The sequence below is a fragment of the Bacillus sp. JK106 genome (assembly GCF_053663355.1).
This window is the reverse complement of the sequence record NZ_JBSJQC010000003.1, coordinates 762,128-778,032: the sequence shown is the minus strand read 5'-3', so window position 1 is coordinate 778,032 and position 15,905 is coordinate 762,128. Positions and strand designations below refer to the sequence as shown.

General features: G+C 47.4%; 15 protein-coding genes. 12 read left to right on the top strand and 3 right to left on the bottom strand.

Features of this window, described 5'->3' with window-relative positions; all coding sequences use genetic code 11:
- Positions 1-8: 8 nt before the first annotated feature.
- Complete coding sequence (gene coaE, locus ACWJJS_RS14345; RefSeq protein ID WP_031379146.1) at positions 9-602, top strand: dephospho-CoA kinase; 594 nt, start codon at positions 9-11, stop codon at positions 600-602.
- Between the two features lie 38 nt (positions 603-640).
- Here coaE and ACWJJS_RS14340 read toward each other — a convergent pair whose 3' ends face one another.
- Entirely contained in the window at positions 641-1,483 is an 843-nt protein-coding gene (locus tag ACWJJS_RS14340; RefSeq protein WP_003152464.1) for an aldo/keto reductase, read from the bottom strand.
- 58 nt (positions 1,484-1,541) lie between these two features.
- Positions 1,542-2,741 carry an MFS transporter gene (locus tag ACWJJS_RS14335; protein ID WP_063174673.1) on the bottom strand — a complete coding sequence of 400 codons (1,200 nt, stop codon included), beginning with the start codon at positions 2,739-2,741 and terminating at the stop codon, positions 1,542-1,544.
- Between the two features lie 183 nt (positions 2,742-2,924).
- Here ACWJJS_RS14335 and ACWJJS_RS14330 point away from each other — a divergent pair, with 183 nt between their 5' ends.
- The 9 genes from ACWJJS_RS14330 to thrS all read left to right on the top strand — a co-directional run bounded on the left by ACWJJS_RS14330 (position 2,925) and on the right by thrS (position 12,258).
- Positions 2,925-3,311: a winged helix-turn-helix transcriptional regulator gene (locus ACWJJS_RS14330; protein WP_003152469.1), complete on the top strand. Its 387-nt coding sequence runs from the start codon at positions 2,925-2,927 to the stop codon at positions 3,309-3,311.
- A gap of 207 nt (positions 3,312-3,518) precedes the next feature.
- Positions 3,519-4,541, top strand: coding sequence for a glyceraldehyde-3-phosphate dehydrogenase (locus ACWJJS_RS14325; RefSeq protein ID WP_063174674.1), 1,023 nt, complete (start codon positions 3,519-3,521; stop codon positions 4,539-4,541).
- Positions 4,542-4,779: 238 nt separating this feature from the next.
- Entirely contained in the window at positions 4,780-5,160 is a 381-nt protein-coding gene (gene speD / locus ACWJJS_RS14320; protein ID WP_003152471.1) for an adenosylmethionine decarboxylase, read from the top strand.
- A 248-nt stretch (positions 5,161-5,408) separates the two neighbouring features.
- Positions 5,409-5,867, top strand: coding sequence for a transcriptional regulator NrdR (gene nrdR / locus ACWJJS_RS14315; RefSeq protein WP_003152473.1), 459 nt, complete (start codon positions 5,409-5,411; stop codon positions 5,865-5,867).
- A gap of 111 nt (positions 5,868-5,978) precedes the next feature.
- Entirely contained in the window at positions 5,979-7,388 is a 1,410-nt protein-coding gene (locus tag ACWJJS_RS14310) for a replication initiation and membrane attachment family protein (RefSeq protein ID WP_094247671.1), read from the top strand.
- A 24-nt stretch (positions 7,389-7,412) separates the two neighbouring features.
- The gene (gene dnaI, locus ACWJJS_RS14305; protein WP_007408085.1) at positions 7,413-8,348 is read left to right on the top strand and encodes a primosomal protein DnaI; all 936 of its coding nucleotides are present in this window, start codon (positions 7,413-7,415) and stop codon (positions 8,346-8,348) included.
- 31 nt (positions 8,349-8,379) lie between these two features.
- Positions 8,380-9,021: a TVP38/TMEM64 family protein gene (locus ACWJJS_RS14300; RefSeq protein ID WP_070082726.1), complete on the top strand. Its 642-nt coding sequence runs from the start codon at positions 8,380-8,382 to the stop codon at positions 9,019-9,021.
- A 65-nt stretch (positions 9,022-9,086) separates the two neighbouring features.
- The gene (gene ytxC / locus ACWJJS_RS14295; RefSeq protein ID WP_003152478.1) at positions 9,087-9,917 is read left to right on the top strand and encodes a putative sporulation protein YtxC; all 831 of its coding nucleotides are present in this window, start codon (positions 9,087-9,089) and stop codon (positions 9,915-9,917) included.
- A 409-nt stretch (positions 9,918-10,326) separates the two neighbouring features.
- Positions 10,327-12,258, top strand: a complete 1,932-nt coding sequence (gene thrS, locus ACWJJS_RS14290) for a threonine--tRNA ligase (protein ID WP_326374981.1) — start codon at positions 10,327-10,329, stop codon at positions 12,256-12,258.
- A gap of 53 nt (positions 12,259-12,311) precedes the next feature.
- On the opposite strand, the gene ACWJJS_RS14285 is transcribed toward thrS, so the two are convergent.
- Complete coding sequence (locus ACWJJS_RS14285; protein ID WP_014418604.1) at positions 12,312-13,106, bottom strand: HAD family hydrolase; 795 nt, start codon at positions 13,104-13,106, stop codon at positions 12,312-12,314.
- Between the two features lie 184 nt (positions 13,107-13,290).
- Here ACWJJS_RS14285 and ACWJJS_RS14280 point away from each other — a divergent pair, with 184 nt between their 5' ends.
- Positions 13,291-15,072, top strand: coding sequence for a sensor histidine kinase (locus ACWJJS_RS14280; protein ID WP_031379151.1), 1,782 nt, complete (start codon positions 13,291-13,293; stop codon positions 15,070-15,072).
- On the top strand, positions 15,050-15,784 hold the full coding sequence (locus ACWJJS_RS14275) for a LytR/AlgR family response regulator transcription factor (RefSeq protein WP_058906272.1): 735 nt from the start codon (positions 15,050-15,052) through the stop codon (positions 15,782-15,784). Before ACWJJS_RS14280 ends, ACWJJS_RS14275 begins: the two co-directional genes overlap by 23 nt.
- Positions 15,785-15,905 lie beyond the last annotated feature (121 nt).

Genomic DNA, 15,905 nt, shown 5'->3' with positions numbered 1-15,905 from the left:
TGGGCTTTTTGAGCTTGGTCATCGGTTTAACGGGAGGCATCGCAAGCGGCAAAAGCACGGTAGCGCGTATGCTGATCGACAAAAAAATAACAGTCATTGATGCGGATGTCATCGCGAAACAGGCGGTGGAAAAAGGAATGCCGGCTTACGGACAAATTGTGGAAGCATTCGGAAAAGACATCCTGCTGGAAAACGGCGGCATTGACAGAAAAAAACTCGGTTCTATCGTTTTCACTGACGAACAGAAGCGTTTGAAGCTGAATCAGATCGTTCATCCGGCAGTGCGTGCGGAAATGCTGAAACAGCGGGATGAAGCCGTTGCGAGAAAAGAGCAGTTCGTCGTTTTGGATATACCGCTTTTGTATGAAAGCGGGCTTGATTATCTTGTCGGCAAGGTGCTCGTCGTCACCGTACCGGCAGACATTCAGCTCAAACGGCTGATGGAGCGGAATTCCCTTACAGAAGAAGAAGCGATGAGCCGGATAACGTCGCAAATGCCTTTAGCGGACAAAGCAAAAAAAGCTGACGCCGTCATTGATAACAGCGGCAGTCTTGAACATACAAAGCACCAGCTTGAGGAAGTATTGAGCGGCTGGGCATAAACAAACACCGTTCGGAAAGCCGAACGGTGTTTTTCTGGTTAAAAATCAAAATTGTCAGGGTCCGGACCGACACGGAGATTTTCGTTCAGATCATCAATCCGCTTCATATCGTCAGCTGACAGTTCGAAATCAAAGACATTTGCATTTTCTTCAATACGGTGTTTTTTAGTTGATTTCGGAATGGTGATGACACCGTTTTGCAAATCCCAGCGCAAAATCACTTGAGCGGCTGATTTGCCGTACTTCTCAGCGATCTCCTGTAAGACGGGGTGATCAAGCAGCTGCCCTTGCATCAATGGCGACCACGCTTCAAGCTGAATGCCTTGTTCAGTGCAGAAAGCAAGCAGTTCTTTCTGTGTCAGGCGCGGGTGGTACTCCACCTGGTTGATCATCGGCTTGATTTCCGTTTCTTTCATGAGATGTTTCAGATGGTGAATTTGGAAATTGCTGACCCCGATCGCCTTAATGCGTCCATCCCGGTAGAGGGTTTCGAGCGCCCGCCACGCATCGATGTACTTTCCTTCGACAGGCCAATGGATCAAATATAAATCTAAATAATCTAAACCGAGTTTTTCTAAGCTTGTGTCAAACGCTTTTAACGTTTCTTCATATCCTAAATCGGCATTCCATACTTTTGACGTGACAAAAATGTCTTCACGTTTTAATCCCGCTTCTTGCAGCCCTTGGCGGATCCCTTCGCCGACACCTTCTTCATTTCCGTAAATCGCGGCGGTATCAACGCTGCGATAGCCGTGCACCAATGCCGTTTTCACCGCGTTGACGAGTTCCGCGCCTTCCTCTACTTTGAAAACTCCGATGCCGAACCAAGGCATCTCTACTCCGTTATGCAATGTTGCTTTTGCTTGTAAATGTGTTGTCATGTATATATTCCTCCTATTATTTGTCTGTTGAAAAAATCAAAATGCGCTGAAGAAAAACTCACCTCCTTTCAATGGCAGTGCGATCCCGCTTTTCAAGCTTCCTGCTCCATCCGGTTAATACGACCGCGCTGAGCACCATCAGCGCCCCGATCCAAGCGGTATGAATGATTCCGATTGAGTCTGTAATGATTCCGCCGGCAAACGAGCCGATCGCGATTCCGGCATTAAATGCTGCGATATTTAAGGCTGATGCTGTATCAACGGCGCTTGGCGCAAAACGTTCACTCAGCATCACGACATATACCTGAAGCCCCGGCACATTCATAAACGCCAACAGCCCCATGAAAATAATGGTGATCAGCCCGGCTGTTTTAAACGGCGCGGTAAAAGTCAGGACAAACAGCACAGCAGCCTGGACAATGAACATATAAAACAAGGCTTTCAGCGGATTCCGGTTTGATAAACGGCCGCCAATCATGTTTCCGATGGCAATCGCAATTCCGTAAATGAGCAGGATGGCCGCGACGGTTTCTTTCTGAAAACCGGTTACCTCCTGAAGAAGCGGAGATAAATACGTAAACACGACAAACGTTCCGCCGTAGCCTAACGCCGTAATAATAAATAAAAGCAATAACCGGCCGTTTGTGACGAGTTTGACCTGCTCGGAAAATGCGGTTTTCGTCCCTTTTCGCAAATGTGACGGAACGAGAAGCGCGTTTGTGAGGAATGCGATGATTCCTACCGCCACAATGACGGCAAAGGCAATCCTCCATCCGAATTGCTGGCCGAGATAGGTGCCGAACGGAACGCCGGTCACCGTAGCCACCGTCAGCCCCGTGAACATGATAGAAATCGCGCTTGCTCTTTTATGCTCCGGCACGATATTGGCGGCGATCGTTGCCCCGATTGACATGAAAATGCCGTGGGAAAAAGCCGAAATGACCCGTGCCGCCAGTAAGACGCCGATTGAGGAAGCGCTCGCTGCGAGTGTATTTCCGGCGATAAAAATCAACATTACCCAGAGCAGCAGCGTTTTCCGCGACATGCCGGATGTGAGAGACGTTAAAACCGGTGCGCCGAATGTCACGCCCAGAGCATACATGGAAACGGTAAGTCCCGCCGTTGTCACAGGTATATGCAGATCTTGAGATATAAGCGGCAGCAGTCCGACGCTGATAAATTCGGTTGTGCCGATCGCAAAAGCGCTGACGGCTAATGCCAGCAGCGCTGGTAAATAGCTTTGGCGATGTGAAGACATCTGTTTTCCTCCTTGAACGATAATGTATGGTTGAAATGATGCCGGGTAAACGATATAAGTATAAGAGTACATTCCTTTTCAGCCGGCAAATGTCATTATGATTGATAGAAGTGTCATTGAAAAGAACGTACTTTTAAGTGCCATAGGCACTTTTTAGTTCCTATAGATGAGGAGGAATTACCGTTGCTGAAGAAAAAATACAATATATCCGTAGAGGCGGCGCTTGAAGTGATCGGCGGAAAATGGAAGTGTGTGATCCTCTGCCACCTCATGCGCGGGAAAAAACGGACAAGCGAATTGAAGCGGCTTATGCCGGACATCACCCAGAAGATGCTGACACAGCAATTGCGGGAGCTGGAAGCTGACGGCGTCATCAACCGGATCGTGTACAATCAGGTGCCGCCGAAAGTGGAATACGAGCTGAGTGAATACGGGCACAGTCTGGAAAGAATTTTAAATGCGCTGTGTGACTGGGGCGCGATGCATATTGCTAAACGGTACGGCGAGGTGTCTTCCGTGTTAGAGGACAGCATTTTAAATGACAAATTTAAAGAACCGGGACAAATATAAGAAAAAAGCAGGCAGCCTGAGACGCTGATCCTGCTTTTTTTATGGAAGAAAGATCATTTTATATGCAAAAAAACCGATTGAACAACATATTGATCGGTATAAGGGTGGATTTTTATCAAGTTGTACTGGCGGATTTCTTTTAATGTGTTATACTATATATAAATAAAGGTAAATTAGAGTGGCATATTAAAAAGGGGTGACCTGAGCATGAAGGTAAAAGTAGCAATCAACGGGTTTGGAAGAATCGGAAGAATGGTGTTCAGAAAAGCAATGGAAGATGATCAAATTCAAATAACAGCCATTAATGCAAGCTATCCCCCGGAAACGCTTGCTCATTTGATAAAGTATGACACAATTCACGGCAAATACGATCAAGAAGTTGAGACCGCTGACGACAGCCTGATTGTCAACGGAAAACATATTATGCTGTTCAATCGCCGGGACCCGAGAGAGCTTCCGTGGAAAGAATGCGGAATAGACATCGTTGTAGAAGCAACGGGGAAATTTAATTCAAAAGAAAAAGCGATGAGCCATATTGAAGCAGGGGCGAAAAAGGTCATTTTAACGGCTCCGGGCAAAAATGAAGACGTTACCATTGTCATGGGAGTAAATGAAGAGCAGTTCAACCCCGATGAACATGTCATTATTTCAAATGCATCCTGCACGACAAACTGCCTTGCGCCGGTCGTCAAAGTGCTTGATCAGGAATTCGGGATTGAAAGCGGCCTGATGACGACTGTTCACGCTTACACGAATGATCAAAAAAATATCGACAATCCGCATAAAGATCTGCGGAGGGCGAGAGCGTGCGGAGAATCCATCATTCCGACTTCTACAGGCGCCGCTAAAGCGCTGTCGCTCGTGCTGCCTCATTTGAAAGGAAAACTTCACGGTCTTGCTTTGCGTGTTCCCGTTCCGAATGTGTCATTAGTGGACCTTGTCTGCGATCTGAAAACAGATGTGTCTGCCGAGCAAGTGAACGCCGCTTTCCAAAGAGCCGCAAAAACGTCGATGTACGGAATTCTTGATTATTCGGATGAGCCGCTCGTTTCTTCGGATTATAATACGAATTCACACTCTGCGATCATCGACGGACTGACAACGATGGTGATGGAAGACCGAAAAGTAAAGGTGCTCGCCTGGTATGACAATGAATGGGGATATTCCTGCCGGGTCGTTGATCTTATCCGTCACGTCGCCGCGCGAATGAAACACCCGTCAGCTGTGTAGACTAAAGATCATGGACATTTGTTAGAAAAAAACCCTTAACGGCATATTCGCAAAAAACACACCTTGCAAAATAAACTTAAACACAGTATACTATCTTTCGTGAACTTCTTGCTCGTGACTGCTTCGGAATTACTTAAAGGGTTAGGACCTCTCCGGACTAACTTTCCCCCGTGGTAAATGGCCGGGTCAGTTCTCGGAAATTCACTTTTTTAATTCTTGTTAAGGGGGGTCCATGATTATGGAAACAATGGGGCGTCACGTCATCTCCGAGCTGTGGGGATGCGATTTTGATAAGCTCAATGACATGGATTTTATTGAAAAAACGTTTGTAAATGCTGCTTTGAAATCAGGAGCTGAGGTGCGCGAGGTCGCATTTCACAAATTTGCACCGCAAGGCGTAAGCGGAGTCGTTATTATCTCTGAGTCACATTTAACGATTCACAGTTTTCCTGAACACGGATATGCAAGCATTGATGTTTATACTTGTGGAGACCTGGATCCTAATGTGGCTGCGGATTACATTGCGGACGCATTACATGCAGATACAAGAGAAAACATTGAAATACCGAGAGGAATGGGGCCTGTACAGATTAAACAGGCACAAGCGAAAGTACTGTAATTTTCAAAACGCAAACACAAGGGAGCTAAGCTGAAAAAGCCATTACGCGCTTTGAAGCTGATGCTCCTTTTCTAATGTAAAAAAACAGCATTGCTTTTTCTTTAAGCATTTTTTTTGTAAAATAGAAAAGATAAGGCCGGTCTATCGGCTCTCCCAACAAATAGGCTCATCCTAGAAACGTTGGCGGGCATTTACCGGAAGCTTGCGAACCGCATTACAGCAACGAAACAGATGGGAGCTGATCCAATTTGAAATGTCCTTCATGCCAGCATAACGGTTCCCGCGTACTTGATTCACGGCCTGCGGACGAAGGGAAATCAATCCGCAGAAGGCGGGAATGCGAAGCCTGCCATTACCGCTTCACTACATTTGAGAAGTTTGAAGAGATGCCTCTGATCGTCGTGAAAAAAGAAGGCGTCCGGGAAGAATTCAGCCGTGAAAAAATGCTGCGCGGGTTAATTAAAGCTTGTGAAAAAAGGCCCGTTCCTTTAAAAACATTGGAAGACATGTGCTTTGACATTGAAAAAGAGCTGAGAAACCAAGGCGTATCTGAAGTCAAAAGCGAACTTGTCGGAGAAATGGTAATGGACCGCCTGGCGAAAATCGATGAGGTGTCTTATGTCCGCTTTGCCTCCGTCTACCGGCAGTTTAAGGATATAAACGTGTTTATCGATGAATTGAAAGATTTAATAAAGAAAGAACGCTGAGAGAGCTAAGAGATTGTGTCTGGCTCTTTTCTCATGAGCAAAATTGGCATTTGATAGATCGCAGAAACGGTGTAAAATGAGAGTAGAAACATATCGGAAGGTTTGAGAATCATGGCTGACTATTGGAATGACGTATTGCCTGTAGATCCTTATACGGTCAAAAGCCGTTCGCTTCTTCAGGATGTCGACAGACAGGTTTTGACACATCTGTACCAGCCGCTGATCGGTTCTTTTGCATTCTCCCTTTATATGACCTTGTGGGGGGAGCTTGAGCAGAACCGCTTGTGGGGAGCGGAATCCACGCACAGGCAGCTGATGGGCATGATGCAGTCAAATTTAAAAAAGATTCATCATGAACAGGGAAAGCTTGAAGGAATCGGGCTGCTGAAAGTGTATATCCGGGAGTCCGAGCAAAAAGAGCGGATGTTTATTTATGAGCTGCTGCCCCCGCTCAGGCCGAATGATTTTTTTGAAGACGGCATGCTGAATGTCTTTCTTTATAACAGAGTCGGTAAAACGAAATACCAGCAGCTGAGACAATTTTACACGCACCCTTCCGTCGGCGCGGGCGCAAGGGAAATTACCCGTCCGTTTAATCACGCCTTTGCCTCTTTTCAGCCGAGTGAATGGAAAATGACGCCTGATATGGAAGAGGCGATGAAGCTCCCCGAGGACTATGAGACGGCGTCTGTCGGACAAGCGCCTTCCTATACGGTGACGGAGGAAGTGTTTGATTTTGAGCTGTTTTTGGCGGGGTTATCAGAAACGATGATACCGCGCAAATCAATCACACAGGATGTGCGGGAGAGCATTAAAAAGCTTTCATATTTATACGGAATAGATCCTATCTCCATGCAGCACGTCGTCATGACCGCAATTAATGAACAGGATACGATAACGGCAGAAGCGCTGAGGAAAGCGGCCAGCGACTGGTACCAAATTGAAAGAAGCGGCAAGCTTCCGGAACTGATTGATAAAACACAGCCTGTCACCTTGAGAGAAAACCGGACGGAAAAGGACGATTCATTGAACGGCGAACTCATCGCACAGCTTGAGACCATATCACCGAGAAAGCTTCTTCAGGACATTGCGGACGGGACCGAGCCGTCAAAAGCCGACCTGCAGATCATCGCCGATATTATGTTCGAACAAAAGCTTGAGCCCGGCGTCACCAATGTGCTGATTTATTATGTCATGCTGAAAACGGATATGAAGCTGTCCAAAAACTATATCCAAAAAATCGCCGCCCACTGGGCCAGAAAGAAAGTCAAAACGGTACGGGAAGCAATGAAGCTCGCAATCGAAGAGCACAGGCAATATCTTGATTGGGCGGACGGCAAAACAAACGGCGCGGCGCGCAGCAAAAAAACCGTCCGGGAAGAAAAGCGCCCTGATTGGATGAAAGAAGAAGAAACCGGGAAGAAACAAGAACAGCCGGCTCTTTCCGCACAGGATCTTGAAGAACAGAAGAAAAAAATGATGGAAGAAATGAAAAAACTGAAAAAATACTCTGCCTATTGAGACAGAGAAGCGGGGTGATATTGAATGGAACCGATCAGCCGATCCTTAGAAGGCGTGACGAAAAGACCTGACTTTCAAAAACGCCTGGAACGAATGCAGCAGCAAGTCATGGCCGACGAAGACGTCCAGGCTTTTTTGAAGGAACAGAAAGATGTAATCAATCAAAGCATGATTGACAGAGGGTTAAATAAACTGTACGAATTCGTTCAGCAAAGCAAACAGTGCGCCTTCTGTTCGAAAGACAGCCGGACGAACAGCCTGCTTGAAGGCTACCATCCGAAGCTTGTGATCAACGGGCGTTCCATTGATATTGAATATTACGAATGTCCGGAAAAGAGAAAGCTCGACCGCCAGAAAAGGCAAAAGTCCCTGATGAAGAGCATGTATATCCAGCAGGATCTTCTCGGCGCGACGTTTCAGCAGATCGACATTACCGATCCGAGCAGACTCGGCATTTTCCAGCATGTGACGGATTTTCTGAAGAGCTATAATGAAACGGGAAAAGGCAAAGGCCTGTATCTGTACGGAAAATTCGGAATCGGAAAGACATTTATTTTAGCCGCCATTGCCAACGAACTGGCGGAAAAAGAGTATTCATCAATGATCGTATATGTTCCCGAATTTGTCAGAGAGCTGAAAAACTCGCTCCAGGATCAGTCGCTGGAGGCGAAACTGAATATGGTGAAAACGACGCCCGTACTGATGCTTGATGACATCGGAGCGGAATCAATGACAAGCTGGGTCAGGGATGAAGTCATCGGCACCGTGCTTCAGCACAGAATGAGCCAGCAGCTTCCCACTTTCTTCTCGTCTAATTTTTCACCAGACGAGCTGAAGCATCATTTTACGTATTCACAGCGGGGAGAAAAGGAAGAAGTAAAAGCGGCAAGACTGATGGAGCGGATTTTATATTTGGCTTCGCCCGTCCGTCTTGACGGGGAAAACCGCCGCCGTTCATGATGCCGGCGTCCAATGGGAAGGATTTGAGGGAATGAGGAATAAGAAGGCTGTCACTTGGGCTGCGGCTGCGGCGGGAGCGGGTCTTTTGCTGTGGGCAAACCGCAAATATCTGAATCTGTCGCCTAAGGAGATCCGGCTGTGGGTGTTATCGTTCGGTGTTTTTGCGCCGCTTGTGTTTATCGGAATTTCCATCGTCAGGCCTTTTGTGCTGTTTCCCGTATCAATCGTTTCCGTCGCCGGAGGATTGGCGTTCGGCCCGTTTTTCGGCACCATGTATACGCTGGCGGGCTCAATGGGCGCTGCCGCCGCGTCTTTTTTTGCGGCGGGGCTGTTTGCCTTTAATGAGAAAAGCCGTCATGGAAAAATGGAAGCCATTCAAAAGCAGATGAAAACCAATGGCTTCTTTTATATTTTTATCCTGCGCATTCTGCCTGTTAACTTTGATGTGATCAGCTATGCCGCGGGCCTATCGAAAGTCAGGCCGGTAACGTATTTTTTGGCGACCGCAGCGGGCATCATTCCGGGGACGATCGTCCTGAATGTGCTCGGCGCGAGCTTTATGTCCGGCAATGTGCTGACCGTACTCTGCGTGATCTGTCTTTACGTCGTATTTTTATCGCTTCCCGTTATATTTAAAAAGAAGGTGCGTCATTTGTTCGGCGGTGAAAGCTAACCTTTACGTCTATTTTAAAAACATCCCCCATATACTTGTAACAGATGCCGTAAGGGGGGACAAATATGCTTGAAGTGATCTTTGAAGATGACCACGATACCGCCGCTTTTTTACATCTCATTCAGCAATCGGACGACCGGAGACATTTTATTGTCCGTGAAGGCATAAAAAAAGTCGGAATCGCAAGGTCTGAAACGGCTTTTTGCGTTCAGCGCTTTATTGAGCCGATACTTGTCAGGTTTTTTTTGGAATGCAAAGAAGACGAGCATATGCTTTCGCTTATTGAGGACGCATACTGCTTCACCGATCAGGATGAACAGCAGCAAATCCTTCAGCTTGCACACAGCATTATGGAAGGAGAGCTTGAGGATCATCCGTTTGAGCCGAAGAAAGAGCCGCGCACACAGTTTATTTCAGATGCGCTCCGGACGATTTCACTTGATGCGGGTGTTTTTTCCGTGCGTTCGTTTCAGACGTTCCGGCTCGGCAGGTATTATGAGAGGCTCAGAGAATACGCGGAGGCTGCGATAGATGAATACCGGATGGAACAGGAATATCAAAACTTTATCCAGTCTCTGAGAGATTATGTGACATCCAATCCGCCGCGGATGAAGAAAGTCCGCATCGTACATGACCGGGCTTTTACGCTGTGGGAGCTGCGCTATGTGTCAGAACGGGAACAGAAAAAATACATAGACAGACGGTTTGTGCGGGAGCACCCGATGTATATAGATTCCCATCTCCTTGCGCCGCTGATCTCCATTGCGCCTGAGACGGTAGAACTGTATACGGACAAACCGGAACATATGATGTCCAGAACGATTCAAAACGTGTTTCAGGAGAGGGTGCGCCTTTTTCCGTTGGGCGCGTTTGCAGCCGAGAAGACGGAAGGATAGCCGCTCGGACGGCCTTGCGTAAGCGGCAGGGCTGTCTGTGCGAAATCAGACGGAAAACCGAGTTGCATTTTTCTCACAGACATTTTATAATACATAAAAGATTAATGATTGCTACACGTATTGATAAGGACATGAAGCATTGATACCGGCTTTATAAGAGAGGAGAGCCCAGGCTGAAAGCTTTCCAGCTATGGATCATTGTCTTTACCGCCTTTGAACTTCAGCTGTGAACGCCGGAATAAGCGCCAGTAATAGCTGACGGGAACTCCCGTTACAGAGTTTAGAGCCGCAGGTGCCGAAACAATCGGCCGTGCGGAAAAAAGGGTGGAACCACGATTCCGTTTATTTAACCTCGTCCCTTTCATAGGGGGCGGGGTTTTTGATTTGCATAAAAAAAGGAGTGACGAAGATGTCAGATATGATCAACATCACATTTCCGGACGGAGCGGTAAAGGAATTTCCGAAAGGAACAACAACAGAAGATATCGCGGCATCCATCAGTCCGGGATTAAAGAAAAAGTCTTTAGCCGGAAAACTGAACGGACAGGAAATTGATTTAAGAACGCCGATTCAAGAGGACGGTGCCGTAGAAATCATTACAGAAGGCACAGAAGAAGGTTTGAACATCATGCGGCACAGCACGGCGCATTTATTGGCCCAGGCGATTAAACGCATTTATAAAGATGTGAAATTCGGAGTCGGCCCCGTCATTGAAAACGGGTTCTATTATGACGTTGAAATGGAGCAGGCGCTGACGCCGGATGACCTTCCGAAGATTGAAAAAGAAATGAAACGCATCATTGGTGAAAATCTGCCGATCATCCGAAAAGAAGTGAGCCGTGATGAAGCAAAAGCCATGTTTGCGGAAATCGACGATAATCTGAAGCTTGAACTGCTGGATGCGATTCCAGAAGACGAAACGGTCTCCATTTATGAGCAGGGCGAATTTTTTGACCTGTGCCGCGGCGTGCACGTGCCGTCTACAGGCAAAATTAAAGAATTTAAGCTGCTGAGCCTTGCGGGCGCATACTGGCGCGGCGACAGCAAAAACCAAATGCTTCAGCGCATTTACGGCACGGCCTTCTTTAAAAAGGATGACTTGAAAGAGCATTTGCGCATGCTTGAAGAAGCGAAAGAGCGTGACCACCGAAAACTGGGCAAAGAATTAAAGTTGTTTGCCAACTCTCAAAAAGTCGGACAAGGTCTGCCGCTCTGGCTGCCGAAAGGCGCGACCATCCGCCGCGTGATCGAGCGCTACATTGTGGATAAAGAGCTGAGCCTCGGTTATGAGCACGTCTATACGCCTGTTCTCGGAAGCAAAGACCTGTACGAAACATCGGGCCACTGGGATCATTATCAGGATACGATGTTCCCGCCGATGGAAATGGACAATGAAACACTCGTGCTCCGTCCGATGAACTGTCCTCACCATATGATGATTTACAAGCAGGACATTCACAGCTACCGCGAGCTTCCGATCCGGATTGCAGAGCTGGGAACGATGCACCGATACGAAATGTCCGGGGCGCTTTCAGGTCTTCAGCGCGTACGCGGCATGACGTTAAATGACGCGCACATTTTCGTCCGCCCTGATCAGATTAAAGAAGAATTCATCCGCACGGTCCGTTTGATTCAAGACGTATACGAAGACTTCGGCCTGAATGATTACACATTCCGCCTGTCTTACCGCGATCCTGAAGATACGGAAAAATATTTTGATGATGATGAGATGTGGAACAAAGCGCAATCCATGCTGAAGGCCGCAATGGATGAGATGGGGCACGACTATTATGAAGCGGAAGGCGAAGCGGCGTTTTACGGCCCTAAGCTTGACGTGCAGGTGAAAACGGCGATCGGCAAAGAAGAGACATTGTCAACTGTACAGCTTGACTTCCTTCTTCCGGAACGCTTTGATCTCACTTACGTCGGAGAAGACGGCAAACAGCACCGCCCTGTCGTTATTCACCGCGGCGTCGTGTCAACGATGGAGCGTTTCGTTGCTTTCTTAATCGAAGAGCACAAAGGCGCCCTTCCGACATGGCTTGCGCCGGTGCAATTCCAAGTCATTCCTGTATCACCGTCCGTGCATCTTGACTATGCGAAAAAAGTGCAGGAGCGCCTGCAGCGCGAAGGCCTGCGTGTCGAGCTTGACAGCCGGGACGAAAAAATCGGCTATAAAATCCGTGAAGCGCAAATGCAAAAAATCCCGTACATGCTTGTGGTCGGTGACCAAGAAGCGGAAAACGGCGCGGTAAACGTCCGGAAATACGGCGAGCAGAAATCAGAAACCGTCTCATTAGACGATTTTGTGAAAAAGGCTGTAGCCGAAGCGAAAAAATAACCGGAAATACAAAAACCCCGTTCATTCAGAATGGGGTTTTTTTGCGTATAAAATTATCTTTCTTTTTGTTTCTCTATAATCGCAAACAGCTCGTGAAGATCGCTGATCACGTAATCAGGCGCAATGTCCGTATCATTTTTCTTTTGCGTCCGGTTTACCCAGACTGTCGTAATGCCTGCCCGTTTCGCTCCCAATATATCAGTATTGAGGTTATCTCCGACCATAATGGCGTCTTCTTTTTTCAGGTTCAGGAGGCCGAGGCAATGTTCGAATATGGAGGCATCGGGTTTCCCTTTTCCGAAAGCGCCTGAGATGACGATTTCATTAAAATAAGGCGCGAGCTCAGGAACGCCGGCGAGTTTTTCTTTCTGCAGGCTGGGATCGCCGTTTGTCAGCAGAAGCAATTCATAAACACCTTTCAGCTTATCAAGCACCGCAAACGTTTCATCATACACATACGGACGCTGTCTGCGTTCCGCCGCGAAAAACTCCGCCAAATATTCGCCGTAAGCCGCATCGTCTATACCGACGCTTTTTAAGCCGTTCGTCCAGGCGTTTCGTCTGTATTCCGGCGCAATCCGATTCAGCTGTTTAAATCCTTCGCTGACCGGCTCGGAAAAATTCGCCCACAATCCTTCAAACGGATTAATGCCGATCATGACCGTATAAGGATAGGTTTCGTATGACATATACAATTCCCGTGCCGCTTTCCGAACCGCCTCTTCAAATGTATGCGGGTCAAGGCCATATTTTTTTTCCGCTTGTAAACATGTTTCCCTGAATGTTGTTCTGACGCTTTTTTCATCCCATAACAGTGTATCGTCCAAATCAAAAAATACGGCTTTCATGATCTTCTCCTCTTTGTTATATTCTGAAACTCTCTGCCGCAAGGCTCCCGTTTATTCTACAATAGATACATAGACTGTGAAAGATGTTTTCAGATGATTTGAAAAAAACAGGCAGGTTTGTGTCAGATTCTGTCTCAGGCTCTAAAACGTGATAAAATACAATTTGAAAGAACAGGTGAAAAGTATGCTGCATTTGATCATCATGATGCTGGAAAGAGTCGGAATTATCGTCATATTGGGATTTGTTCTGGCTCATACCAGATTGTTCAGACAGGCGCTCCAGCAGCCTGAGAGCTATAAAGGCAAAGCGGTGCTGATTTCAATTTTCTCGCTGTTCAGTATCATCAGCAACTATACGGGAATAGAAATTCAGCGGAATACAATCATGAATAATGACTGGGTGTTTCAAATTAATCCGTCCGGTTCAATTGCCAATACAAGAATTATGGGCGTTGAAATCGGCGGACTCTTAGGCGGCCCGTATGTGGGAATCGGCGTCGGCATACTGGCCGGCCTGCATCGTTTATCACTCGGCGGCGCGACGGCAGTCAGCTGTGCCGTCTCATCCGTTTTAGCGGGCATTTTGTCCGGCTGGATCGGACGGTATTTCAGAAAACGCTATGCGATGCCGACACCGCGTGTGGCCGCGCTTGTCGGACTCGGAATGGAATCGCTGCAAATGCTGCTCATCCTCTTGATGGCCAAGCCGTTTTCTGATGCTTGGACGCTTGTGAGCATCATCGGCATCCCGATGATATTGGTAAACGGGTCAGGGACTTTCATTTTTCTTTCGATCATTCAGTCGATTATCCGAAAGGAAGAACGGGCGAGAGCCCTTGAAACCCACAGGGTGCTGATGATTGCCGATCAGACGCTTCCGTTTTTCCGCCAGGGACTGAATGAAAGCTCATGCAAAAGCGTCGCCGCCATCATTCACAGGCAAACAGGAACGGACGCAGTATCGCTTACGGATAACGAAAAGATTTTGGCGCACGTCGGCGCGGGTGCCGACCATCATATTCCTTCTGAAAGCCTGATCACCGGATTGTCAAAACGCGTCATTAAAACGGGTCATATTATGAAAGCGACATCAAAGGAAGAAATTGAATGCACGCACGATCCCTGTCCGCTGCATGCGGCGATCGTATTGCCGCTGACGTCAAACGGCAAAACGATCGGGACGCTGAAAATGTACTTTAAAAGCCCGTCAGGTTTAAGCCGGGTTGAAGAAGAGCTTGCAGAAGGACTCGCCATGCTGTTCTCCACCCAGCTTGAACTCGGCGAGGCGGAACTGCAGAGCAAATTGCTGAAAGACGCAGAAATAAAAGCGCTTCAAGCACAGGTCAATCCGCATTTTCTGTTTAATGCGATCAATACGATTTCTGCTCTTTGCCGTACGGATGTGGAAAAAACCCGAAAGCTTCTGCTGCAGCTCAGCGTCTATTTCCGTTCCAATCTGCAGGGGGCAAGGCAGCTGCTCATCCCGCTTTCTAAAGAACTGAACCATCTGCAGGCGTATTTATCATTGGAGCAGGCCCGTTTTCCCGGGAAATATAAAATCAGTCTTGAAATCGAACGCGGTTTGGAGGACATCGAAATTCCTCCTTTTGTGCTGCAGATTCTCGTCGAAAATGCGCTTCGCCATGCATTTTCAAGAAAGCAGGACAGCTGTGCCGTCAATGTCAGCGTGGTATCCGCCGGTCAGTCGGTTTTAATGCGGGTTGGAGATAACGGTAGGGGAATTGATCCGGAATTGCTGTCCGTGCTCGGAAACCGTCCGCTCCCGTCTAAAGAAGGGACGGGAACCGCGCTTTACAATTTAAATCAGCGGCTGATCGGGCTGTTCGGCCCACAAGCAGCCCTGCGATTGGAAAGTGAGGCCGGCAAAGGTACGGACGTATCATTTGAGCTGCCTTTGAAACTGATGACTAAAGGAGAAGAACATGCTGAAGGTGTTAATCGTTGATGATGAAATGCTGGCAAGAGATGAATTAGCTTATTTGCTGAAACGGACGAATGAAGTAAGTGACATAAACGAAGCTGAAAATATTGAATCCGCTTTTGACAGTATGATGGATCAAAAACCGGATCTGCTGTTTTTGGACGTTGATTTGTCAGGAGAAAACGGATTTGACATTGCCAAACGGCTGAAAAACATGAAAAATCCGCCGGCCGTCGTTTTTGCGACGGCGTATGACCAATTTGCTTTAAAAGCTTTTGAAGTCGACGCGCTCGATTATTTAACGAAGCCTTTTGATGAAGAAAGAGTGCGCCAGACGATCAGAAAGTTTAAAAGAGTGAAGCTGGACAGGGCAGGAGCCGTCTCGGAGCAGCCGTCCGCAGCCGGAGCGCATAAACTGGCTGTATCAGCCGGTGAATCTATTGTCATTTTAGATACGAAGGACATTATTTACGCCGGCATGGAGGACGGACACGTTTCCGTCAAAACGTTTGCCGCGTCTTATTCCGTTCATGAAACTTTGGCGGTCATTGAGAAAAAACTGCCTGATACGGGTTTCTTGAGAGTGCACCGCGCGTTCATCGTGAATACGGAGCATATTACGGAAATTCATCCGTGGTTTAATTCGACTTACAATCTGATCTTAAAAGACGGCTCAAAAATTCCCGTCAGCCGTACATACGCCAAGGACTTAAAAAAGCTGCTTCATATTATATGAGGCGGCTTTTGCATTTCAGCAGCCGTTTTTTGCATTTCAGAATGAATATTCAGCCGTTTGTTATGAAAGCGCTTTAAAAATCAATTTCTCTTTTATAATGGACCTAACAAAGAGAAAGAGG

What these genes read in the sequence shown, in the direction of transcription:
- ACWJJS_RS14340 (WP_003152464.1), bottom strand. Translation starts at nt 1,483, where the DNA reads ATGACAACACATTTACAAGCAAAAGCAACATTGCATAACGGAGTAGAG.
- ACWJJS_RS14335 (WP_063174673.1), bottom strand. Translation starts at nt 2,741, where the DNA reads ATGTCTTCACATCGCCAAAGCTATTTACCAGCGCTGCTGGCATTAGCC.
- ACWJJS_RS14325 (WP_063174674.1), top strand. Translation starts at nt 3,519, where the DNA reads ATGAAGGTAAAAGTAGCAATCAACGGGTTTGGAAGAATCGGAAGAATG.
- speD (WP_003152471.1), top strand. Translation starts at nt 4,780, where the DNA reads ATGGAAACAATGGGGCGTCACGTCATCTCCGAGCTGTGGGGATGCGAT.
- ACWJJS_RS14310 (WP_094247671.1), top strand. Translation starts at nt 5,979, where the DNA reads ATGGCTGACTATTGGAATGACGTATTGCCTGTAGATCCTTATACGGTC.
- dnaI (WP_007408085.1), top strand. Translation starts at nt 7,413, where the DNA reads ATGGAACCGATCAGCCGATCCTTAGAAGGCGTGACGAAAAGACCTGAC.
- ACWJJS_RS14300 (WP_070082726.1), top strand. Translation starts at nt 8,380, where the DNA reads ATGAGGAATAAGAAGGCTGTCACTTGGGCTGCGGCTGCGGCGGGAGCG.
- ytxC (WP_003152478.1), top strand. Translation starts at nt 9,087, where the DNA reads ATGCTTGAAGTGATCTTTGAAGATGACCACGATACCGCCGCTTTTTTA.
- thrS (WP_326374981.1), top strand. Translation starts at nt 10,327, where the DNA reads ATGTCAGATATGATCAACATCACATTTCCGGACGGAGCGGTAAAGGAA.
- ACWJJS_RS14285 (WP_014418604.1), bottom strand. Translation starts at nt 13,106, where the DNA reads ATGAAAGCCGTATTTTTTGATTTGGACGATACACTGTTATGGGATGAA.
- ACWJJS_RS14280 (WP_031379151.1), top strand. Translation starts at nt 13,291, where the DNA reads ATGCTGCATTTGATCATCATGATGCTGGAAAGAGTCGGAATTATCGTC.
- ACWJJS_RS14275 (WP_058906272.1), top strand. Translation starts at nt 15,050, where the DNA reads ATGCTGAAGGTGTTAATCGTTGATGATGAAATGCTGGCAAGAGATGAA.